Annotated in this window: 22 protein-coding genes and 2 tRNA genes; 13 read left to right on the top strand and 11 right to left on the bottom strand. The window is 56.6% G+C overall.

Annotated features, from left to right (window positions below; genetic code table 11):
* Position 1: 1 nt before the first annotated feature.
* Entirely contained in the window at positions 2-1939 is a 1938-nt protein-coding gene (locus OHL12_RS02800) for a heparinase II/III domain-containing protein (protein WP_263412320.1), read from the bottom strand.
* A 994-nt stretch (positions 1940-2933) separates the two neighbouring features.
* Positions 2934-3021 (bottom strand) — tRNA-Leu (locus OHL12_RS02795).
* Between the two features lie 142 nt (positions 3022-3163).
* Here OHL12_RS02795 and OHL12_RS02790 point away from each other — a divergent pair.
* Positions 3164-3239: transfer RNA gene (locus OHL12_RS02790), tRNA-Glu, on the top strand.
* 89 nt (positions 3240-3328) lie between these two features.
* On the opposite strand, the gene OHL12_RS02785 is transcribed toward OHL12_RS02790, so the two are convergent.
* Positions 3329-4444 (bottom strand): tyrosine-type recombinase/integrase, encoded by a 1116-nt coding sequence (locus OHL12_RS02785; protein ID WP_263412319.1) that lies wholly within the window; start codon positions 4442-4444, stop codon positions 3329-3331.
* A 189-nt stretch (positions 4445-4633) separates the two neighbouring features.
* On the bottom strand, positions 4634-4837 hold the full coding sequence (locus tag OHL12_RS02780) for a helix-turn-helix domain-containing protein (protein ID WP_263412318.1): 204 nt from the start codon (positions 4835-4837) through the stop codon (positions 4634-4636).
* Between the two features lie 278 nt (positions 4838-5115).
* Between OHL12_RS02780 and OHL12_RS02775 the strand changes: the two genes are divergently transcribed.
* The 4 genes from OHL12_RS02775 to OHL12_RS02760 all read left to right on the top strand — a co-directional run bounded on the left by OHL12_RS02775 (position 5116) and on the right by OHL12_RS02760 (position 7582).
* Entirely contained in the window at positions 5116-6132 is a 1017-nt protein-coding gene (locus OHL12_RS02775) for a LysR family transcriptional regulator (RefSeq protein WP_263412317.1), read from the top strand.
* Positions 6133-6258: 126 nt separating this feature from the next.
* The gene (locus OHL12_RS02770; RefSeq protein ID WP_263412316.1) at positions 6259-6591 is read left to right on the top strand and encodes a TrbC/VirB2 family protein; all 333 of its coding nucleotides are present in this window, start codon (positions 6259-6261) and stop codon (positions 6589-6591) included.
* Between the two features lie 45 nt (positions 6592-6636).
* Complete coding sequence (locus OHL12_RS02765) at positions 6637-6951, top strand: hypothetical protein (RefSeq protein ID WP_263412315.1); 315 nt, start codon at positions 6637-6639, stop codon at positions 6949-6951.
* On the top strand, positions 6938-7582 hold the full coding sequence (locus OHL12_RS02760) for a hypothetical protein (RefSeq protein ID WP_263412314.1): 645 nt from the start codon (positions 6938-6940) through the stop codon (positions 7580-7582). Before OHL12_RS02765 ends, OHL12_RS02760 begins: the two co-directional genes overlap by 14 nt.
* Before the next feature lie 174 nt (positions 7583-7756).
* On the opposite strand, the gene OHL12_RS02755 is transcribed toward OHL12_RS02760, so the two are convergent.
* The 6 genes from OHL12_RS02755 to OHL12_RS02730 form a co-directional block, all read right to left on the bottom strand.
* On the bottom strand, positions 7757-8203 hold the full coding sequence (locus OHL12_RS02755) for a cupin domain-containing protein (protein WP_263412313.1): 447 nt from the start codon (positions 8201-8203) through the stop codon (positions 7757-7759).
* A 21-nt stretch (positions 8204-8224) separates the two neighbouring features.
* Entirely contained in the window at positions 8225-8791 is a 567-nt protein-coding gene (locus OHL12_RS02750) for a cupin domain-containing protein (protein WP_263412312.1), read from the bottom strand.
* A 151-nt stretch (positions 8792-8942) separates the two neighbouring features.
* Entirely contained in the window at positions 8943-9332 is a 390-nt protein-coding gene (locus OHL12_RS02745; RefSeq protein WP_263412311.1) for a nuclear transport factor 2 family protein, read from the bottom strand.
* Between the two features lie 2 nt (positions 9333-9334).
* Positions 9335-9901 carry a cupin domain-containing protein gene (locus OHL12_RS02740; protein ID WP_263412310.1) on the bottom strand — a complete coding sequence of 189 codons (567 nt, stop codon included), beginning with the start codon at positions 9899-9901 and terminating at the stop codon, positions 9335-9337.
* Positions 9902-10432 carry a cupin domain-containing protein gene (locus tag OHL12_RS02735; RefSeq protein ID WP_263412309.1) on the bottom strand — a complete coding sequence of 177 codons (531 nt, stop codon included), beginning with the start codon at positions 10430-10432 and terminating at the stop codon, positions 9902-9904. It lies immediately after the preceding gene.
* A gap of 241 nt (positions 10433-10673) precedes the next feature.
* Complete coding sequence (locus OHL12_RS02730; RefSeq protein WP_263412308.1) at positions 10674-11090, bottom strand: antibiotic biosynthesis monooxygenase family protein; 417 nt, start codon at positions 11088-11090, stop codon at positions 10674-10676.
* A 291-nt stretch (positions 11091-11381) separates the two neighbouring features.
* Between OHL12_RS02730 and OHL12_RS02725 the strand changes: the two genes are divergently transcribed.
* The 7 genes from OHL12_RS02725 to OHL12_RS02695 all read left to right on the top strand — a co-directional run bounded on the left by OHL12_RS02725 (position 11382) and on the right by OHL12_RS02695 (position 19232).
* Complete coding sequence (locus OHL12_RS02725; protein ID WP_263412307.1) at positions 11382-12011, top strand: response regulator; 630 nt, start codon at positions 11382-11384, stop codon at positions 12009-12011.
* Positions 12012-12016: 5 nt separating this feature from the next.
* Positions 12017-15028: a sensor histidine kinase gene (locus tag OHL12_RS02720; protein WP_263412306.1), complete on the top strand. Its 3012-nt coding sequence runs from the start codon at positions 12017-12019 to the stop codon at positions 15026-15028.
* A 132-nt stretch (positions 15029-15160) separates the two neighbouring features.
* Positions 15161-15910: a helix-turn-helix domain-containing protein gene (locus tag OHL12_RS02715; protein ID WP_263412305.1), complete on the top strand. Its 750-nt coding sequence runs from the start codon at positions 15161-15163 to the stop codon at positions 15908-15910.
* A 41-nt stretch (positions 15911-15951) separates the two neighbouring features.
* Positions 15952-16701 carry an SDR family oxidoreductase gene (locus OHL12_RS02710; protein WP_263412304.1) on the top strand — a complete coding sequence of 250 codons (750 nt, stop codon included), beginning with the start codon at positions 15952-15954 and terminating at the stop codon, positions 16699-16701.
* Positions 16702-16725: 24 nt separating this feature from the next.
* Positions 16726-17103, top strand: a complete 378-nt coding sequence (locus OHL12_RS02705) for a VOC family protein (protein WP_263412303.1) — start codon at positions 16726-16728, stop codon at positions 17101-17103.
* Complete coding sequence (locus tag OHL12_RS02700; protein WP_263412302.1) at positions 17103-18182, top strand: zinc-binding dehydrogenase; 1080 nt, start codon at positions 17103-17105, stop codon at positions 18180-18182. The genes OHL12_RS02705 and OHL12_RS02700 overlap by 1 nt, the downstream gene beginning before the upstream one ends.
* 210 nt (positions 18183-18392) lie before the next feature.
* Positions 18393-19232: an oxidoreductase gene (locus OHL12_RS02695; RefSeq protein WP_263412301.1), complete on the top strand. Its 840-nt coding sequence runs from the start codon at positions 18393-18395 to the stop codon at positions 19230-19232.
* Between the two features lie 919 nt (positions 19233-20151).
* On the opposite strand, the gene OHL12_RS02690 is transcribed toward OHL12_RS02695, so the two are convergent.
* Positions 20152-21201 carry a phospholipase D-like domain-containing protein gene (locus OHL12_RS02690; RefSeq protein ID WP_263412300.1) on the bottom strand — a complete coding sequence of 350 codons (1050 nt, stop codon included), beginning with the start codon at positions 21199-21201 and terminating at the stop codon, positions 20152-20154.
* A gap of 423 nt (positions 21202-21624) precedes the next feature.
* Between OHL12_RS02690 and OHL12_RS02685 the strand changes: the two genes are divergently transcribed.
* Complete coding sequence (locus tag OHL12_RS02685; protein ID WP_263412299.1) at positions 21625-22689, top strand: hypothetical protein; 1065 nt, start codon at positions 21625-21627, stop codon at positions 22687-22689.
* Positions 22690-22870: the final 181 nt, after the last annotated feature.

The following is a 22870-nucleotide window of genomic DNA, read 5'->3' as shown; positions in this document are numbered from 1 at the left end:
TTCACCGCGCCTTGCGCTCGTAGGTAACGCGGTCGCTCCAGCGGATCGTGTCCGTCCACGTAGGGCTGTGCACGGTGATGGTGTCACCATTCACCACAACCGTATCGATGGCCGCTCCTGTAGATGAGGGCGCATACAACGCCGCAAACCTCGCCGCACTCCCCTGCTGTCGCATCAGCAAATAGGGTTGCGGCTTGCGAAGGTCGGGCCCTGGAGCCATCCCCGTGTAGACGGCCTGGAGGGCCGGCAGGGCCGGAACCAACACCCGCAACGACGTTCCATCCTCGCGTGTAAACGTTGCAGTGAAGGGGCCGCTCGGATGCGCCTCCAGGTTCTGAGTCAGCAGCTCATACCCGTCCTGGGTGCCGGGAGCGTTCCCCGGCGCCGTGGGGACGCTTAGCCGCTCTGTGCCGAAGTTATGCACCACCGAATCGAAAGTGTGAACTGCCCCGTCCTGCGCGCGTGCGTCCTCCATGTCAAGCAGGTACTCGGGCGTCATCAACAGCGCACGCGTTAGCTTGGCTTGCTTGTAAGCCGCGCCCGCATCCGCCACTGCAACTGTAAACTGGGGCGTGCTCTGCCACTGCAGCAGCTTGCCAGTCGCCTGCCTTTGCGAACGCCCATCCACCACCAGCGTATTGTGCGCTACCGTTTGCTTGTCCCAGGTCTTGTGCGTCGGCACACCATACAATTGCGTGCCGGGGTCTACGCCTTGGATCGCACCGTCCGCAAACAGTATCTGATTTAGTTTGTCGAAGTGGCCGTGGCCTCCGCCATGCGGTCCGAACTTCATCACGTCCGTGATGCCGGGCGCTCGCAACGTGGCGTAGCCCGCGTCCGGAAACACCTGGCTCTTCGCCGCAGGCAGCTTGGCTGTGGGCAGAGTTTCCGCGCCAAACAACAGGGCCTCTCGGCTTTTCCTCTCGCCTTTGGCCGCAACCGCCGCAAATACCGGATCTCCCGTTGCTGAAAACGCCACTTCGTACAGATTGGAATAGGCGTACACGCTGTTCTGGGTTGTGTCGTTGAAGGCGGGCAACTCGCCGTCTGGAAAGCTTACGCCGAGCGGAGATCCATACAGAGCCACTAGCGCGGGCTCCTGCTTCCACAAGTCGATGCCGGCTTGCTTTGCCATCTGTGCCGTCCGGGTCAGCGCGCGCATTGCATAGAACTGGTACCCCCACGCGCCCTCGTCCCAGAACCCGTCCACCACAAATGCTTTCATCTGGAAACGGAAGCCACGCGGCCCGTCGATAGCCTGCTGAATCAGCGCATGGTCGTTCAGTTCAAATCCAACCGCCGCCACCGCCGCATTGATCCACGAATTGATATTGTCCGTCGGACCGTTCGCCCGGCCCACCACCGCCGCGGAGGCACGCAGCAGATCGTTCTCAACATGCTGCCGCTCTTCCGCGTTCATCACCCCGGCACCGCGCACCAGGTCATACGCCCACGTTATGTCGATCAACCAGATCGATTCGTCTAGCGTCTGGGAGTAGACCCGCGCACCAAAATCGCTCTGCTTTCCATTGTTATCGTGCAACGGATACGTCGCATACCGGTCGGCATAGCCCAGCAGAATCTCTGCCGCATGCTTGGCCGCTACCCGGTCTCCAGCCAGTCGGTACGCCAGCCCACTCGACAGCGCCGCACGGCCCAGCGCATCTGCCCGCAGCATGTACACCACCTGGTCATACGGGTAGCCCTGAAATACCTTGCCATCATCCGGGCAAACATGGTCCGCCGGTGGATGGAACACCAGCTTCGTCCCTGTCTGCGGGCAAGCATAGTAGTGCAGCCACTGCCCACCCTCTGGCGGAATCTCAGGTGTGGTCAGGCCGAACTCCTGCTCGTATGCAGCGGGATACTCCGCCGCCTGCTTCAGGATCAGGTCGCGTTGCTCTGCAGCCCACGGCTGCCGCTTCGCCAGCACCTGCACACGGGCAAAATCCTGGACCGTGAGTAGCAGATGTGGTGCAAGGTTCTGCGTTGACTGTGCCCTGCTTGCGAGCGCGCCGCAGAGAACCATCAAAGCAAAAGGAAGCAGTCGGAAGCGGTGCATCGCTAACCTCAAAGAGGATTCGTTTGCTCTTGAACCATAGGTAGATTGCTTCGGAAGGTCAAAGTAATCGCGCGTTTCACAACGCAGGCGGCGATGTAAAGAACTGACCACAGGAGGGCAGGAGTCAATGTGGAGCGCAAATGCAGTGCAACTCCACAGCGAACCGCAACACGCGCAAAATGATGTTTGTCCCGCTCTCGCTGGAGCTCTTCACAATGTATTTAGCGTGCTTGCGTTACACGCAGCAAACCTGCAAATGAACTCCCGCTGCACAAGGGCGGCCAGATCTCGAGGCATCCGGCGGTCCCTCTTCCTACAGAGGTGTAGATATGCAGAAAACGGCACACGGATCAGGACTGCCAGTCGTCGCTAGAGATCGAGCGTCGCCTCTTCGTAATAGGCGAATCCATGTCGTGCGGGACGCCGGTCCATGGCCGCCCGCGAACAGCCTCTACAGCTTCTAGAGCTTTCTCCCGAGTAGAGAAGACACCGAAGAGGCCCGCAGACGGATGAGGACCACACCACACGACAAAGACCCGCGTAGGATCTGCAGTTCCCTGTCCTCACGAAATCTGTGGGCGACTTCCGGTACAGCATTTCCGATCTGATGCGAATGGATCTGATGCGAATGCTGTAGTCTTTCACTCTTAAGCTGAGCTTCAGCTTGGCTCGCCTATACTCCCTCTCGCACGTAGACCCTCGGCTCCCAGGCCTTGGTCATCCCGTGCTGAAGAGGTCTGATGACTACAGGGGGAATCGATCACTTCAGCACGGGAGACGTGTCGGCTGGGTTGCCGACAGATAGGGAGCCTGGGGCTCTTGCCTTGCCACGATTCCGTGATTAATAAGAGGACGTTGGATTTAGTGCTGTTGGTGCCGGGAGGGGGGGTCGAACCCCCACGACCGCAAGGGTCGGCGGATTTTGAGTCCGCTGCGTCTGCCAGTTCCGCCATCCCGGCGCCTCTCCAGTGTGGCACGCTCTCTTTGCTGCTGCAACCCACCGATTCCGTGCCTGGCACTTTCCTGCCAGCAAAACCATTGCCTTTGACAGAGAGTCTGAAGGCAGGTAGCTTAGACGAAGTGGCTTTGTGCCTGGCGTGCGTCCCCGTCGTCCAGTGGCCCAGGACACCGCCCTTTCACGGCGGTAACACGGGTTCGAATCCCGTCGGGGACGCCAACAAAATAAAGCACTTACGAGCTTCGCTCCCCAAAAACATGGGTTCAAAAAGGTCCAATAAGGATTTCCGGGTTCCGGAGCCTCTTGAACTACTCTTCTTCCCCATGCGTCCCGCCTCCCATAATCTGTCTCACGACACGATTGTGGGCACTGCGTTTCACCTCGGTCACAGCCTGCGTGTACACATCCATGGTGACCTTGAAGTTGGCGTGGCGAAGAGTCTCCTGAATCGTCTTCACATCTTCACCGTTGGCCTTCATCAGGGTTCCAAGGCTGTGCCGTAGCGTGTGCCAGCCGACCGGGTCCGTGATCTTGAGATCGTCCTCAAGCACGGGCTTCAGATACACCCGGTAGATCGAGCTCGGCCAGTACGGCTGTTTCCCCTTCTTCGCAGGACTGGCAAATACCCAGTCCGCCGGCTGGTTGTATGCGCAGCGCGAACGCCACGCGAACAGGATCTCGGCAACTTCTGCACCGATAGGAACCGGCTTCCGCGACGCTTCGGTCTTGCAACGCTCGATCCGCTGCTTGACGACATCGCGGGTCACGCGGAGTTCGAGAGTCTCGAAATCCACGTCCTCCCACTTCAGCCCGAGAATCTCACCGACCCGAAGGCCGGTAGAAGCTCCGAGGAGAACAGCCGTCTTCGGAAGATCAACGAGCTTTTCCAGGAACAGTTTGATCTGCTCCGGAGAAAGCACCGTCGGAATTCGGGAACGTTTCGCACTCTGACGGACGTGGCGAATCGGATTGGAAGAAACCCATTCCCATCGTTGCCCGTGACTGTAAAGAGCGCTCATGATGTTCCTGACCTTCGCCTTCGATCCCTTGGACAACGGCAGAGACTTCAACCATTGCTCCACCTGAACCGGCTTCACGTCAGTCAACCGATACGATCGCCACCGTGGAAGAATCCACTTGTTCAAGTAGCCCTGATAGGTGACCTGAGTGGAGTACGACTTTCGGAGCTCGTCATCCCCAGCTTCGCTACCAAGCGGCCTGGTCCCATTCAGTATGTCCGGTAGTTCGTGTTGCCTGTAGTGCTCAACCAGCGTTTCGAAGCTGATTGCTTTGAGCATCTGCCGAGGTGTTTGTTCATTCACTTCCAGCCGCAGCGCGTCGGCCGCCTTCTGCGCTTCGGACTCCGTCTTGTATTCCGAGACGGTTCCAATCACTGCCTTGCGGTACTTCTTGGTTCCGTCCATCTGGACTTCCCGCCAACGGAAGACCCAGACAGTTTCCCCTGAACGTTGCCGCTTCTCGCGCTGCAAACTTCCTTGCTGATATCGTGCTCGCCTCATATCTACTCCTTTCGGGTGGCGGGCACGGTTGACTGACTACAGAATAATTGCAGCCAAAGACGCCCGAAGCTCTGAATAAAGCGGCTGTATCGATCAGCTCGCCAGACGCCCGTTGATCCATTCCTCGATGTTCGAGGCGCGGAAACGCCATAGCTTGCCGACGTGTACAGCCTTGATCTGTCCGGCTCTTGCCATCTTTTGCAGAGTCTTTGGGTGGATTCCAATGATGGCTGCCGCCTGCTCGCTGTCGATCAGCGGCTCAGGCACGAAGACACTCGATGGCGGCTTCTTCGGCATACCGAGGGCGTCTGGGCTGGTGTTTTGAGAGCTATCGTTCCATTTTGGGAACATCGAGAAACCTCCGGAACTCTTGGTAATCAGAGGTTGCTCGCACTTACTCGTCTTGTCTAATACCTGATAACGATGCCCGGATCGTTGACATAGATGGAAGATCGTCCGCGTAGATGGTTGACGACAAAGATACCCCTGTGGAAAATGAGGCATGTCGTCCTTGACTTACTGAATGTCTTCGGGCCTTGGCGCGAGCACCCAATCACTGAGTATGGGAGCCCCCAATGAGTACATTCGACTTCCTCGAGTTTCGCCACCTTAAGTACGTTGAGGCGATCGCAGACGCAGAGCGCTTCACCACCGCAGCGAACCACTTACACACATCGCAGTCTTCGCTCAGCACGCAGATCAAGCAGTTGGAGGAATACTTCAACGTGCAAATCTTCATCCGCGGCCGGGACGGAGTCGCCAGGCTCACCGCAGCCGGTCAGGTCCTCGTGGCGGGCGCGAAGGAACTCCTTCACCTTCGCGACGAAACCATCCACATCATGCTGGCACTGGGTACGGGAACACCACCTGCGCTGCGCATCGGCTTCTCCTCACTCGTCGAAAAGAAACTGCTGCATGCGATGGTCGATCTGATCCGCGCGCTCATGCCTACGAGTGAGGTGAAGTGTGATGTGGACGATCTGGAGAACCTCGAACTGCGCGTGAGGAGCGGAGAGCTCGACACCGCTCTCATCACGCTCCCGCTCGAAGATTCGCCTGAACTCAGTACCTACGTCGTAGACAAAGAGCCTCTCGTTGTCTGCATGCGTTCGGATGATCCACTTGCAGACCTGGAGACCATACCGGCACACGAGCTAAACGGCCGTCTAGGACTGTTCGAATATCCGCAGGTTCATCCCCGCGCGCACGCGCGCCTTCTCGAGATGTTGTGCCGGTTCAATGTGACGCCTAAAGTGTGCCATCCCACGCAGAATCGTGAGCACGTTCAATGGATGGTTCACGAGGGCGAGTGCTACGCTCTTGTTCGCCGTGGCCGCACACTCATGTCGGGGCTCACGACGCGGCCTATCCATGGAGCAGATTGGACGATAGACACGGCTCTCATCGCGCGACCTTCTGCTCATCATCCCGCGTTGGCTTTGCTGTTGCGCGAAATCCGCAGAAGAAGCTGGCAATTCAACTGCACACCCGTCCTCAAGAAGCCACCGTCACCAGCCCCGTACGGGCGGGATAACCGGAGGCATAAAGGGAGTCCCTCATCCGCAGGACTTCCGCTATTTGAGGCGAGCTAATCGCTCTCGGTCGCAGTTCACCATCTCTGTCAGCGAATGCGGCATTCATAACAAGTATTAGACGGACATTGGCACCACGCCTAAGGTTGGCACATACCCGACTGAAGCCAGTCGAAGGAGATGCCGATGTCCTACCGCATTCGATTCCGCCATACACGTCCTCATGCCTCGACAGCCCGGATCGTCAAGGTCGCATCCACGCTGCTGCTCCTCTTCATCACTCTTCCACTGGCGGCACACGCGCAGTCCGGTTCGCCTTTTGATACCGGTCTCACATCCATCCAGACCCTCTTCACCGGGACGATTGCGAAGGTCGCAAGCCTGATCGCGATTGTGATCGGCGGCTATCAGTTCGCCCACGGCGAACCGGGAGCCAAGAAGAGCCTTGCCGGCGTTGCCGCTGGCACGGGAATCGCCGTGCTCGCGACGAACGTCCTGTCCTGGCTCTGGGGAGCCTGAAGCAGATCGCTTCGCTTTCATTCCACGCGCAAAGAAGGAGGGCTTATGCAGGACCAATCGAAACCGATGCCAAGACGTAACCGCGTCTACAAGAGCCTGCATAAGCCGCTCACCTACTTGGGTGTGGAGCGCACACTCTTCTTTTTCATCGCCGTGGCCGCAGTGGGAGCGTTCAACCTCTTCAATTCGCTGCTCGCCGGGATCATCGTTTTGTTGGCGGATTCGCGTTCGGCTCATGGGTGGCCAACGCTGATCCTGCATTCCTCCGGATCCTGGCTCGATCCGAGAAATACAAGGTGCGCTTCGACGCCCACAAACAAGCTGTTCCCCATGTGGAGGTGCGCTGATGTTCCGTATTGATCGAGTGCTGAAACCGTGGAGAGAAGCTGCGGCGTTGAACGACCATATCAACCTGTACGGCTTCTGGAATGAGCGAACATTCCTAACAAAGACTGGCGACCTCGGTATGGTCCTAAGGGTCGAAGGCGTGGACTACGAGAGCCTGGACACGGGCGAGCAGGAGTATGCGGTCAAGCGCCTGGAAGCTGCGCTGAAGGCCTTCGGTCCGGGCTTCCATGTCTACCAGTACCTGATGAAGCGGAATCGCCCCGATGTCCCCTTCGAGCACCACGACAACCCAGTCGTCGCAACCGCTATTGACCAGCGCCGCGAACTCTTTGCGCGGAGGCAGGATTCCCTGTATCAGATCGAGATCTTCTACGTCTTGCTGCTCGAAGGCACACGGTCGAAGCGGGGCTTCGCCTCCGCGCTCGCAATGCTGCTTTCCGACCCGTCGGGGACTATGGGCGAGCTTGCATCGCAGTTCAGCCAGGACCGCACGAAGACACTGTTGCGGTCTCAGATTGAAGCATCGCTCGCCCGACTGGAGCAGCGAGTCGAAGCGTTCACTCGCCAGCTTGCGGACTTCGTCAGCATCGTGGTTTATCTGCGCCGGTCTACGCCATCGATGATCAGACCACCATCGAGGTGATCGACGGCTCAGTCGAGGTAGTCTCCCGAGGATAACGGAGCCATTTCGCAACTTGGTCCACGCGTTACGAGGCAGAAGCGATTATCGCTTCTTGGTGAGGAGGAACAATGTCAAGTTTGCTAGACGAACCTTTTGGACATCGAAGCGGTAATGCCTCGACTTCGACTGCTTGATCTACCAACCTGGCAGAAGCGTGATGCCAAACTTCGGGGCCGCTTTCTTGAGGCGCTCGATATCTTCTGGCGTGGGTGGCCCCACCACTTCGTCTGGCTCCTTCAGGTGACCACCTTCCGATAGAAACCCTTCAAACCCGCTGGGTGTGCAAAGCAACATGTAGCGCGATGGGTATCCGCTTGTATTCATGAGCTGGTGAGGTATGCCACGAGGCAGGAAGATTGACTCACCAGCCTTGATCGTCTGTTCCTCGCCCGCGATGATCGCTTTCATCTCCCCTTCGATGATGAAGAGGGTTTCATCATCGTCTGCATGCACGTGGATTGGCGTCTTCGATTGCCCGCTGCTGCGATTCTCAAAGAGAGAAAACGCTCCGTTTGTGTCCCCACCGGAAAGCTGCTGCTTCATCACCACGCCAGCGAGTACAAACTCCTTATGTTCAGTCATAACAACTCCTTGGTGCCGGGCTTAAGAAACGCGAGTACCAAAGCCTGGATATTCCGGCAGCGCGGTCTTCGTTTCTTCGGGGGACAGGAAGCGGATGCCCCAGGAGGCCCCGGCCTTGATGACCTCGGTAGGATTTTCGATCGGTGCGATCGTCGATGGGTCAGGAACATCCATGTCTTGAGCCGGCTCACCCATCTGCAGCAGATAGCCGTCCATGCCGACCGTCTCTAGGCCGGTTGCTCCCACCAGAATGAGAGCACGCAGTTCGTCGGTAAGACATGCAAACGTGTGAGCTTTACCCTGCGGAAGAAATCCGACCCCACCGGCATGTACATCAAAGGTCTTCTCGGGCGTGTAAAAGCGAACCGAACCTTCAATCACGAAGAACAGTTCATGTTCACGCTCATGGATATGCACGGGCGGCTCTAAACCCGGTCGGACTTTCACTTCCATGAGAGAAAATCGTCCATTGGTTTCGGTCGCTTTCGCCAAAGTGGTGATCACCTGGCCCATGTACTTGATTGTGGAATCGACTCCTACCTCGCGGGAGTATGCAGTGGGACTTTGCTGCTTCTCTGTATTTGGCATGGTGGTGCCTCCTTCTCGCGCGGGCAAACCGCGCAGCCCCAGCGTCTTCGCTGGGTCCTGTCCTTACTTGGGTTCCGACTGCGAAGCACTCGTCTTGAGTGCTCCGCTCGTCAGCTCGTTTACGGCTCTATCTATCGCGGGTTGTCGAAGGTCATCTCGGTTCTGACGGCTCTAAGCCTGAGTGCATTGCGATGAGTTGCCATGCGCCTTTCTCTCGAATCCACACCGATAGTGCTTGGTTGTGGAGTTGCATCCGCTGTCCCTTCAACTCCAGGCGTAGAAGGAGGTGATTGAAGACGAGTGCGGTATCAGACTGCAGAACGATGTTTTGGTCAAAGCGGTCGATCTGCTGGTACACCCATTCGCGATTCTTCAATCCGTTGAGATATGCGCCCTTCGTATGCTGATTGCCCGTGGAGTGCACGTGCAGCAGGCGGTTGTGCAACAGCACATCGAGCGCTTCCACGTCCTGGCTTAGCATCGCCGTATAGCGCAGGTCCTCTAAGCGTTCAATCTCAAATATGTTCTGCTGATCTGTCATCTTCATCCCTCATCGCGCCGGACGCCGAAGCCCGGATACTGGGGCAACGCCTTCCTTGTCTCTTCTGCAGACATCAGATAAATTCCGTTGTCGTTACAGGCCCTGATCGCCCGCTCCGGGGTTTCTTCTACGTATGTCACCGCGTGACCTGGGAGTGACATGCTCCGAGTCGGTTCACCCACCGTCAGAAAATAAGTGTCGAGTCCTACCGAGCCCTCCCCTGAAGCTGCTACAAGGATCAAGGTGCGTACCTGAGGAGAAAGGCAGTTGAAGGCGTGCGCCTTCCCCTGAGGCAGAAAGACTACGTCCCCCGCGCTAATGTCCATCGTCTTGTCCTCGCAATAGAAGCGCATGGAGCCCTCCAGCACGAAGTACATCTCGTGTTCTCGGTCATGGATGTGTGGTGGAGGCTCGTTGCCAGGCTTGGTGTAGTACTCCATCAGAGCAAAGCGGCCATCGGTCTCAGAGGCCTTCGCAAGAAACGTCATCATGCTGCCCATATAGGCGACCGTCGAATCAAGGGTGACAGTCCGTTCAAATACTCTCGCGGTGTGTTCAAGCGCCTTCATTTACTCGGTCTCCTTCTGCGTGTGGACGTCATATGGAGCGAGATACATCTCGTTCTTGCGAGCGATCTCTGACAAGCGAGCTCCCGCTGCTTTCGCTTCGAGGGACGCAAAGCTCTCGTTTCGATCGGCCGCCTGTACGGCATCGAAGAAGTGCTGGTGAGAAACCGTCGAAACGTCCAGTAACCGGCAACCGGCAGCGCTCTTGTTGAAGAGGGCGTGAAGAGCATTCGGAGGGATGACGATCGTCGACCCGGGACCGCATACGAAGGCTTCCTGCGTCCCATTCGTCACGCGGAAGAAGGTCATTTGACCTTCCAGCACATAGAAGCTTTCGGGAGAAGCATGACTGTGCAGATCAACCCCGCCCCCGGGAGCCAGATGGAGCTCGAACATCGTGTAAGCGTGAGCGCTATCCTCTCCGCGAACCTTCCACTGGAAGTGGACGGGGCCCAGATCGAAGGGCTTTCCTTCACCGGGCTTGATCAAACGAACGCCTTCCTGTGCAGGAAGGCTGTTGAGAATAGTTTGCATTGGATCCCCAGGGCCGCCAGCTGCGACCTCTCTTGTTCTAATGGGATCTGTTTCATCGAACGTGTCCAGAAGCTCGGTTTCGGTTCGAAGGGATCGCTCGATCTGCTGTTCACCTCACGAACGGCCGACCTTATCCAAGCTCAGCTTGCCACGGCTATCGCCTCGACCTGCTCCTCAACGAAAGAGCCCGGACTCTCCGTTCCACATCACTCGAGTTCTGTGCTCATGAGAACCCCGCAGCCTACTCACGCTTCCAGTCGTCAATCGTTGAATACCAAGCGGGAGTCCGCTCGATCTTGAGATCGACGATCATCTTCTCGAATGCTGCGCGATAGTCCTTTTTCATCTGATCCTTCATGAAGGAATCAGGCGTCTCGTCCCAGACCTCGTAATTCAGGATGCTTTCAGGGTCCCGCATGTCCTGCACTAGAGAGGCTTCGATGAAAGTGTTCTCTTGAACGATGTGAGTGAAGACCTCGCGGATTTTGGCGAAGAACTCTGCTTGTTGAAGCTCGGGAATGCGGAAACGTACAACGAGAGTGAGTTTGTTTTTCACCGGGGAATCGCCTTTCGTGTAACGAAGTCCGACCACTGCAGCGACGGCGCCGACGATGATCTCTCGCCGGCTCGGCAGGGTGTCTTTGAATGAACGGAACATTCAGGACTCGGCATGTGGCTCCAGCGCAAGGACCTCTTGCAATCCTTTGGCGCTCTGCTCGTAGCTTGCGCTACGCTAACACGGCTTAGTCGTATAAGAGGCCTTCAAGGAATCGTGTGCACACTTCGCGGTAGTTTTGGACACAAGCTAGACATTTCAGACACGTCGCCTCTGGAAGGCATCCGAACGGATTTTGCTAGAGCTTTGAATGTCCACGCGTGACACGACAGCATCTTTCGACGAGCGATAAACTGGCACTGCAACGCAAGCAGCGCTGCATAAAACCTTGCCATGGACGAGACGCCCCGAATTCGGATCCTCAGCGTAGAAGATCATCCGGTCTTCCGCGAAGGTCTCCGTGCGGTGCTCAGCCTTCAGCCAGACATGGAGCTCGCCGCAGTGGCTTCAAACGCCGTTGAGGCGTTAGAGCAGTACAGACGCCATGCCCCGGACATCACCCTCTTGGACCTGAGGCTCCCTGGAACTGACGGATTCGCGACTTTGGCGGAAATTCGGAAGTTGAACCCAGATGCGCGCGTCATCATCCTGACGACTTCTGAGGACGATGCGGACGTACGTCGAGCGATGCGCGGGGGCGCCTCTGCTTATGTTTTGAAGAGTCTCCCCATGCAACAGCTCGTCGTTACGATTCGTTCGGTCTACAGCGGAACGAAACACGTGCCGCCTGAGTTCGCAGCACGAATGGCCGAGCGGTTTGGAGAGGAAAGGCTCACAGACCGGGAGCTAGAGGTGCTGAAGCTCATACGCGATGGCCGCCGAAACAAACAGATAGCTTCTGACCTGAGAATCGCCGAAGCAACCGTGAATTTTCACATCAAGAACATCTCGCAGAAATTACAGGCGAACGATCGTACGCACGCGGTGATGATCGCGCTTCGGCGTGGCCTATTGGAGATCTGAAGCTGGTGAAGAAGAGTCTCCAATGCATTGCGGTGGCAATCCTGCTCGCGGGTGGTGTTTCGAGCAAGGCCCTCGAGTCTGACGCACAGCTTTCGCAATTGGGGCATACAGCATGGCGTATCCGCGACGGCGCCTTCAAGGGTGCCGTGAACGGCGTGACGCAAACAGCCGATGGCTTTCTCTGGATAGCGACCGATAACGGTCTTCTCAAGTACGACGGTGTTCGTTTCACGCAGGTCGGGAGTGGAACCATCCTTGCGCTCCAAGCCGCTCAGGACGGAAGTCTTTGGTTCGGAACGGGACAATCTCTGTTCCACCTGCGTAGTGGTCAGGTTGAGAAGCTTCAAGGCCCCGATGTGCACGTCAACAGCATTCGTCAGGATGTGCATGGAACAATCTGGTTCACGCGGTCGCGGTCCACTTCTGGCCCGCTCTGCGAAGTTGTGGGAAGTAAGTTTCATTGCCTCACTGCTGCTGATGGCGTGACGCTACCTTACGCCGAGGCCCTCGCAGCTGACGCGAAGGGGGATCTGTGGGTGGCAAGCGGGAGTCGTCTCCTCCGTGACCACTCGGGAATTTTTCGAGAGTTTCCTCATCCAGAACTGAGCGCTGCGGAAACCTCGAATGGAATCGAATCGCTCACACCTCGTGCGGACGGCAGCATGCTCGTGGGCATTACAAGAGCCGGGGCGGGGCTCGGCTTGCAAAGCCTCAAAGACGGCATTTGGCATGACGCCTACAGTGATCCCATATCGAGCAGCGATTGGAGCGTAACCTCCACACTCGTTGACCGCGACGGAACGGTTTGGGTCGGCACGTCCGACAAGGGACTGTTCCGGATCAGGCAAGACGGGATCGACCGCTTCGGAGAGAGCGACGGGCTGAGTGGCAATGCCGTCTCCAGCCTGTTCGAGGATGACGAAGGGGATGTCTGGGTAGGAACAAAGAAGGGCTTGGATCGATTTCGGAACCTCGCCGTAACGACATTTTCGACAACCGAGGGTCTGGGGAGCGACTCGGTCCATTCGGTTGCAGCCTCGTTGCAAGGTGGGGTCTGGGTCGGGAACAAGGGCAGCTTGAGCCTGTTGCGCGACGGTAAGGCCATCAACTACTCCCCTAAGACTGGTCTACCCGGACAGCGAGTCACGGCGCTTCTCGAAGATCACGCGGGGCGTCTCTGGGTTGGAGTTGATGCCGACCTGTATGTTCTTGAGAAGGGCCGGTTCACGCGTGTTCTTGACAGTGAAGGCCATGCGACCGGCGCTGTCGTATCGATCGAAGAGGATACTGAACAGAACGTGTGGGTGCTGGCTAGCAGAAGACCCTACGCGCTCTTTCGCCTTTCATCCGCATCGCGTGCGCTCGAAGTTCAGCCTCTCGGATTTGACCCGGACGCCATCGTTGCTGACCCGGCCGGCGGGATCTTCATCGATGGTGGGAAGCATGGAACACCTCTCGTTCACTTTCAGCGCGGATCGACTGAGACGTGGACACCCAAGACGGTGATTCAAAGAACCTCCTTCGCTTTTGCGAAAGATGGGTCCAGATGGGCCAGTACATTCCATGGCGTTGAACTCTTCAACCGTCAGGAGTCCCGGTTTCTCGACAAGTCACACGGTTTGCCATGCAACCACGTTTTCTCGGTCGTCTTCGATAAGTTAGACAATCTCTGGGTGTATTCCGAGTGCGGCGTGATATCCATTTCGAACTCGGAGCTCTCGAAATTCAAAACTGATTCGCGATACAGCGTCAGATCGCATCTCTTCGATATCTTCGACGGTGCCCTTCCGAATGGGGCGGATTTTGCTCCCCGTCTTACGCGGTCGACTGACGGGCGGCTCTGGTTCGCCAACGGGACAGATGTCCAGGAGATTGACCCCAGCCACGCACAGCATGCGGCAGCAGTACCGAACGCAGAGATCGACGCTCTTGTGGCTCGCCATGTGGAACAGGCGGCAGTTTCCGGAGTGAACCTGCCTGCCCTTACGCGTGACGTCGACCTGAAGTACACGGCTCCAGCTTTGGCGATACCGGAGCGAGTGAGATTTCGTTATCGACTCGACGGTCACGATAAGGAGTGGCAGGACTCGACGACGTTGCGAGATGCGTTCTATACGGATCTGCGCCCCGGACGCTACACCTTCCGTGTGGTGAGCGGAGATGCAGACGGCAACTGGAGCCGCAAGGAGGCCCAGTTTTCTTTCACCATCCTTCCTGCCTGGTATCAGACCAAAACATTCCTTGCGCTTTGTGCTGCCTTGGGTTCGCTTGTCATCGTCCTCGCGTATCGACTCAGAATTCGTCAGATCCGCCGGGAAGCGCAGGCGCGTTACGATGAGCGGCTGGCTGAACGGACGAGGATCGCGCGGGATATCCATGACACGCTCCTTCAAACCATCCAAGGGAGCAAGATGCTTGCGGACACGGCGCTGGTGCAGATGTCCGAGCACGATCAAGCGAAACCCCGCGTGCAGCTGTTATCGACCTGGCTCGGAAATGCCATGGAAGAGGGCAGGACTGCACTGCGGTCTCTCCGCACTCCCGTTATCGAGCAGCAATCGCTTGCGAGTCTCATCGAAGATGCGCTGGACGACTGTGCGTTGTCGAGCAAGATCATTACCGCGCTGGACGTAGCTGGTGAACCTACTGCGATGTCGGTATGTGTGCGAGAGGAAGTCTATCGCATCGCGTACGAAGCGATCACAAACGCTTGCTTACATTCTGAGGGGACACGCCTCGACGTCCTTCTGACATACGGAGAAGCATTTGAACTCCAAGTAAAGGATGACGGCATCGGTATCGCGTCCGAGTTGGTCAAAGAGGGGCGTCTCGGGCACTATGGTTTGGCCGGGATGCGAGAGCGAGCGCGCTTCCTCGGTGCTGTTCTGACATTCACGGGCTCGCCCGGAGAAGGCACAGAAGTGCTGCTCCGCGTGCCCCATTCCCGTCTTTTGGAGAACGCACGACCTTCGATTTGGGTCCGTATCGCTCGCCTCATCCGCGGAGAGCGACACTGACTGCTCAAACCTAGAGAAATCTATAGGGGATACCTGAAGTTTGTGTGGTTTTAGACAAACCGCGCGAAGTCTACCTTCACATAAGAGCCATTGATTCCCGCAGGGAACGGTGAGCTCAGAAGTGAGGTAGGCATGCGCGAATGCACACATCACCAGGCCGCCAATTCCACTGCACCAACCCAAAAGAGAAAGCTCTTCCTCATACAGGACGCGTCGCGGAAGCCGTCGTCGCTTGCGATGGTGCACCGAGCCGGTGCGAATGCTCTTCTTCCGGGACCGGCCTGGATCGAGCAGGATGGCAAGCGTGTACGCATTCTCCTTATCAACCCCGGCGCCGGATCATTCGTCACTGAAGGGACTCGTGAAGACGCTGCACTTACTCCAGTTTGCGTCCCTCCTGCTCAACTAGCTGAGAACGGCCTCTCTCCTTCGCAATTTCGCCGTGTACTGGCGTTTATCGCCGATCGCCTTAGCCGCAATTTGAAGCTCTCCGACTTGGCCCGTGAGGCTGGCCTGAGCGCTGCCTACTTCTCGCAGCGATTCAAGTGCTCCACGGGTACGTCACCTCACCAGTATTTGTTGCGGCTCCGAATATGTAAGGCAAAAACCCTCCTCGAAGAATCCGAATCTCCGATCATCGATATCGCTGCCGAATGCGGATTTCGGACGCAGCAACACTTCGCCAGAATCTTCAGACGGCTCACGCGCGTTACTCCTACGGAGTACCGGCGTCAGCGCCAGCGGTCTGACTATGCTTCGGCGGCTCCTACCCTGCTTGATCGCCGCCACATCCTTTCCCAGGACGATCGAACGCCTGCTGGAAGCGGGCCGCTGAAAAGCGGAAGTTTGGACACGCTGCCGGGAAGCGCCATTCATCCATAGAGAGGCAAGGTTAGGATTTCGGACGATCGAAAGGAACGAACATGGGACGACTGAGTGGCAAAACGGCTTTGATCACAGGCGGTAATAGCGGGATTGGGCTTGCAACGGCCAAACTGATGGCGCAAGAGGGTGCAAAGGTCTTCATTACGGGACGCCGGCAAGGAGCCCTAACTGATGCTCTCAAGGAGATCGGTCCTCTAGGGGTAGGAATTCAGGGAGACGTATCTAAGATCGGCGATCTCACCCGCCTGGCGGCTGAACTGACGGCAGAGAAGGTGAAGCTGGACATTCTCTTTGCAAATGCGGGTGCGGGAACTGTTCTTCCCATCGCGGATGTAACGGAAGAGCACTACTACCAGATCTTCGACACAAACGTGAAGGGAGTTGTCTTCACAGTTCAAAAGCTGTTGCCGGTCATGAACGACGGCGGTTCGATCGTCCTGAACTCATCCATCACCGAGAGCCAGGGTATGGAAGCTTTCAGCATGTATTCCGCATCGAAGGCCGCTGTGCGGAATCTCGCTCGTGGATGGGCTAGCGACCTCAAGCCCCGAAAGATACGCGTCAACGCGGTCAGCCCCGGGGTTGTGATCACCCCCGGCTACAGCGGACTGGGCATGAACGACGAACAAATCAAAGAGTATGCCAAGCAGTCTTCTGCGAAGACGCCTGCGGGGCGTACAGGGCAGCCGGAAGAGATCGCCAAAGCCGTCTTGTTTCTGGCATCCGACGAGAGCAGCTTCGTTAATGCAGAGAATCTCGTCGTCGATGGCGGATTATCCCTGGTCTAGAGAAACGTTCGAGAGGAGCACGTCATGCGGGTTCTGCAGCAAGCCATACGTATCTACACCGAGCGAAGCCAATGGGAAACAGCGATCCAGTTTTATGAAACGCTTCAGGGAGTTCCGTGCGAACGACGGGTTCACATCGACGAGACGAACGTAGACGCAGCAAAGGTTGGGGGCGTTCTCCTTCTCGGTGCCGATCAAGAGACTCTCGATACGCTTCGCCTTGTAACCGCCGTCTATTATGTCGACTCGCTCGACGAAAGCTATAGCTGCCTCAAGACCAACGGGGCGGAGATCCTGCACGGACCGCAGACTGTCACCGGCGGAAGAAACCTCACCGCTCGTCACCCCGATGGGCTGATAGTCGAGTACTTCGAACCTGCCAAGAAGAAGGAGAACGCGTGATGAAGTCATGGAAGATTGACCGCTTGGGCGGCAAACTCACTTTCGTTGACGTTCCTATGCCGGATGTTCGCCCCGGAAGTGTGCTGGTTCGTGTCCAGTCGCAAGCTCTGATGTCTTATCTGAAGCCCTATGTGGAGGGGAAGCTGCCCGCCTATCGTGCCCCAGAAGACTTCACTCCCGGCGGCAATGCGATCGGAACAGTCGAGGCCGTCGGTGCTGATGTCTGGCACCTCAAGAAGGGCCAGCGAGTCGTAACGTCGAGTCACCTGGTCGCACGGGAGAACGTACCGGAGCCAGGACAGATTCTGATCGGTGTAACTTCCCCGGGAGGTATCGGAGAGGCCCTTCAAAGCTCTTGGAAGGACGGCACTCTTGCGGAGTACGTTCTTCTACCCGCTCAGGTCGTCACGCCGATCGACGGGCTTGATCACTATGACTCCCCGCAACTGGCCGCCATCACCCGCTGCATCGTTCCGTTTGGAGGATTGGCACGGGGAAGACTCCAAGCGGGAGAGACGGTGGTGGTCAACGGTGCCAGTGGGGCTTACGGGAGCGCCGCAACTCTCGTCGCCGTTGCAATGGGGGCGAGTCGCGTGGTCGCGGCTGGGCGCAGCAGGGAAACGCTCGATAAGCTTGCTAAGGCTGGCGGCGATCGAGTGATTCCCGTCGTCCTTACTGGCGATGTGACGAAGGACACGGAGGCTCTGCGAAGCGCTGCCAACGGCGGCGCCCATTTAGCTTTCGATCAAGTTGGAAACGCGAAGGACCCACATTCCACGTTAGCGGCCCTTGGTTCACTCTATCGCTGGGGGCGCATCGTCCTCATGGGCAGCAGCGCCGTTCCGATTCCAATCAACTATCTTCAATTGATGTTCAACAACTGGGAGATCATCGGGAACTTCATGCACCCCCGAGGGGCGTACCTGCCCCTTCTGTCGTTGGTTCGATCCGGCCAACTGGATCTGAAGCCGATCCAACCGAAAGTCTTCTCGTTGCCGGACCTGGAACCCGCAATGGAGTACGCGGGCAAGGCGGGCAGCTTGGAATTGACTGTGGTGACTTCCAGCAACCAGGCGTAACAAACGCAAGCCCGCATGCCTGTCGAGGCCTTGGAGTCCAAGCCTCAGTCTAAGCAATAGGACGTCGGGAGTGAACATGACTGCCGAGAGAACGGACGCCGCACAGAATGATCGCTCGGCTCTCGCGCAGATCGCGTTCGAAGGTGAATCCAGGCGATCACGGTGTCAGCGGCTGGTGTAAGAGCTACAGATAAAAGGGGCACAAACGGTATGTCACTGGTATGGCTTATTACGGGAAGTTCCCGAGGTCTCGGACGAGAATTTGCAATCGCTGCTCTTGAGGCAGGTCACAAGGTGGCGGCTACTGCTCGAAAGATCAGTGATCTCGCAGACCTGCAGAAGACATACGGCGAGGATGTGCTCCCGATTGCCTTGGACGTGACCAACGAGGAACAAGCAAACGAAGCCGTACGGAGCACGATCGCCGCATTCGGTCGCCTTGATGTCTTGGTCAACAACGCAGGTTACGGCAATGTCGCGCCTGTCGAGGACACGAGCTTGGCCGAGTTTCGGGAGCAGATTGAGACAAATCTGTTTGGGACGATCATTTTGACAAAGGCTGCACTTCCGCATTTCCGCGAACAGAAGGGCGGGCATTTTATCCAAGTGACCTCGATCGCTGGACGCATCGGACCAATCGGTCGTGCTCCCTACGCTGCTGCGAAGTGGGGCGTGGAGGGATTCTCTGAGACGCTGGCGAAGGAAGTTGCGCCGTTTGGTGTAAAGGTGACCCTTGTTGAGCCCGGCGGATTCCGCACAGATTTTGCTGGTGCCTCCACAAGTCTTCAAGAAGGGCGACCTGAGTACGACGAAACCGTCGGCAAGACGGCTCGCTTCCAACGCGATTTCAATGGCAAGCAACCCGGCGATCCTAAGCGCGCCGCCGCAGCTCTCTTAAGGATCGCGTCTGAACAGAACCCGCCCTTCCGCCTCATCATCGGAAGCGATGCCTACAACGCCATCGAAAAGAACGACCTGGCAAAGATCGAAGCGGCGAAAGAGTGGAAAGAACTGAGCATCTCCACAGACTTCCCCAGGGAAAGTGCCTAGAACCTGCGTATTCAAGAGGAGCCTCTGACATCACGGCCGATGGCGAGATGTTGTGATAGGTCTTCGGGTTCGCAATTTGCGAAAGCTGTTTAACGAGAAAGATGACGAGGTACGTCGGGCTTGATTCGCGAACAGGCCGATGGGCTCATCAAGCACTTGCGCGAAAAGCATTTGCGCGAAGTGGTTAGTACCGAAAACGCCCTTTCGTCAGTTGTGATCTGCATGAGTGCCAAATCGCCAATGCACTCATTGACTCGAACTGCTCCTGACACGTCGGCTTGTCGTCGGTGATGCGGCACTGCGGTAGCATGGACGCGAACACTTCCGCGAACGGCGTTTCTTACTATTCACTCGATGGGTGCGGTTGGATGAACGGACTCGGTCAGCCTAGAGTCAGGCAGCGAATACACAAAAAGAATAGAGTGCCAGCACTCGGACAATGCTTCGATTAGACGACCTGTGACATCATTTCTATGCACATCTGGTTTCGCAAGCTTGGTCAAACTGAATACGTTGATATGGTCGCAGAGGACCGAACACAATCAGAAGAGCATCCGAGAACCTTTCTCGTCAGTGAGAAAACTTTCAAGAAGTTGGATGACGTGCCGAAGAACGCCCGATTCAACGCAGAAGACATTCACACGGTCTTCTTCCGTTGGTAGCTCAAAAAAAGCAGCGTCAGCAAAGAACTATCAGCAGTGGCGAACGCTGCTAGATCGGACGGGAACGTTTTCAAGGATGCCTAGCCTGCACTGAAGCCGGGACCAGCGATTGCAGTTCGCGCAAAGAGCGTTTAGAACAATGAGCTGCCAAGGAAGCTTTGGCCGACCGCCGACTCGACGATCTGGTCGATAGTCTTTTCCATAGTGTCACTGGCGGCATCCCGCTACCTCGACCGGATTAAACGCCCATTCGTCTTCTACACTCCAATCTGTATCCCTAGTTCCTGCGCCACGGCTTCGACGCCGCTACGATCCAGCTCGTGCAGCGTCGTCATAAAGCTGCCAAGCTCGAGTAGCTTGCGCATCATCCCCACGGTCAAGGTCTTGTGTACAATCTGCATTATCACGGGGCGCCTGAACCGCCATTCCCCAGCGACAAAGGGAACGGCTTTGAGATCGTCGGCGACGCGCGCAAAAGCGTAAACCTTCACAAGATTGTGATCCTTCGCGGTCGACGAATACCCATGGCAGATCATCACGAGTGATCCAACGGGCATTGCAGTGAAATTGCGAAGTGTTCGCGCAGCGAAGCTCCTGGAACGCGGCTTCATGTCCGGGAAGGCTTGAGCTACAGCCTGTTGGAGTGTCTCGTCGTCTACGGCAGACGGATCAACCGCCACCGCTTCCCATCCAAGAGCGATGACGCTTTCGCGTTCGAACATATCCCAATGCTCAATCGAGTGGGTGTTACCGCCCTCCGTCGTCTTGATGGCCCAATATGAGGGGGCCGGTTGGTTTGACTTGGCTACGGTGCTCAGACGCTGCTGGCTGCGCGTTTTCCAGATTGCCTTTGCCTGGATCATGTTGATTGGCCTGGCGCGCTTCTCAAGAAGCTCAAACCAATGTTGCGCGTCCGTGATGTGCCTGCGATCTTCGGGCCTGGCCGAGTCCAAGGCGATGCATGCCTCCTGGTTGTAGAACAGTCCCTGTTCTGTCAGATTGGCAGAACCGATGAGAACCCAGGCATCGCCGTTTGGCATATCCGCGATGAACACCTTTGCGTGCAGTTTGCCGTCGTCGCTATCTGGTGGGACCGATAGCTTTATCGCTGCCGTCAACGTTTCCAGCTTGTGCGGATCGTTGATCGTGAACTCTTCCGAGACAACTAGCGTTAAATGTTTTACGGCGTTCAGCAGTTCAAGAGTCCCGCTACCAGGGCAGAAGAACGCGCTCGCGATGCGAACCCGGGTTGCCTTACGCAGAGTGTTGAGTAAGCAGTCCCCAATTCCGTCTGTCAGAAATTCCATTCGGCAAGCATGACATAGACCCTGCTTGCTAACCAATTTCGCTAGGAGTGTACGCAGATCCTATGGCGAATGGAACAGTCGGATCGATTCCGCGTGATCGTCTCTGCGGAGATTAGACCCAGCGTTCTAAGTGGGTCCATAATCGCCAAGTCACCATCTAGTCTCGATACGCGATACCGATAAGTAGACGTGTCGTCAGTGATGCGGCACAACGGTAAGCATGGACGCGATGATTTCCGAAAACCGCGTTTAATTAGGACTTGAACTCCGAAAGGGCGGGGTCGCATCGGATAGTCCATTTGAGTCTCTGCAGCACCTGCATCCAGTTCGAGCAGTCATGTCGTTGGCAGGTGACCAGCCGAATGGATGCAGAACATGAAGCCTTGCACCAAAAATTCGCGGTTCGGCTAAAGTGGGAACACCATGTACAGCGCCCTCTACTACCCACATACGAAGATTCGCAATGAATCGATGCTAAAGTCGTCGCTCCTACTTTGGGACGAGATTCACACAATCGTACCGTGGCCGGGATATCGCATCGAAGACGGTCCCGACCAGGAGAGAGAAGCGTTCGATCTGGTTGGAAAGACGCTCTACCCATCGGAGCAAGAGAAGGAACGCTTACATAGTCTTGTTGAAGATTTCATTCGGCGCCCCCTTCCTCCTGCGTTTTATCTTCGCGCGCACTCTGCTGACAGAGAAGTTCATGAACTCTTCAAACACAAAATCCTCCACAAGACCTGGGATCTCCTTCAAAGATCGGGGATGGCTCAACCGATCCGCAGGCGCCCTAGCCATTACGCAACTTCCGCACCTACGGGCTTAGTACTTATGAGTCTCCTTGCAGACTGTTGCGCTGGAGATTCGCTTGTCCGTGTCACTGATAGAAGTGAGACGTATGCGGGCTTGGCGGGCCTGTTCATCGATAACGACTTGCTAAAGTCTGACGAGCCGGTCCAAAGTCTCTTTGCTGACGCATCGAGAAGTGAAGCTGAGCTGTCTATTACCCAGATCGCACTGGACATAATCGATCCAAGGCAGTTCTCACTCGATTCACTCATCGCACTGCGGCTCGAAGAACAGAGGGAGAGTGGATATCGACTTAGGAAGCTGCGTCACAGGCTGTCGGATCATTTACGCAAGCAGGCGGCGGTTATGACGTCAGGCATGTCAGAGCGAGACAAAGGGATCGCTAAAGCTGAACTGAAGCAGTCGATGGAGGATGATTACAAAGAGTTGAAAGACGCAATGAAGTTGCAGGCTTTGGTTGCGCTTAATACTACCCAAGTGATCTCTGCAGCGGCAATGATCGGCACGGCGTTGACGGTTCGCGAGGCACTGCCCGCTACGGTCTGGACACATCTCGGTGAGCTCGTCACTGTAACGTCAGGAGTCATTTCGGTGGCCAGTCAATTCGCTCAATCAAGGCGGAAGCTGCTGCTAGACAATCCCACGGCTTATCTCCTCGAGATTTCGAACAGTCGTTAGAAGACCTTTGAGCTTAGCAATTGGTAACGACAAGTCGCCTTATCGTCAGTGATCTTTTCTCGCCTCAAAACGATAATTCTTCGTTCTGCGCCGCACGCTCAGCTCGCAGCAGTTCAGGGCCATTATTCCTCACGTGGCCGACTTTCGGATTGGCTTCGTCCATCTCCATCTCCTCGGACTC

This window comes from Terriglobus aquaticus, from assembly GCF_025685415.1.
Lineage (GTDB): Bacteria > Acidobacteriota > Terriglobia > Terriglobales > Acidobacteriaceae > Terriglobus > Terriglobus aquaticus.
Note: the sequence above shows the minus strand (reverse complement) of the source record. Positions and strands in the feature narration are given on the sequence as shown.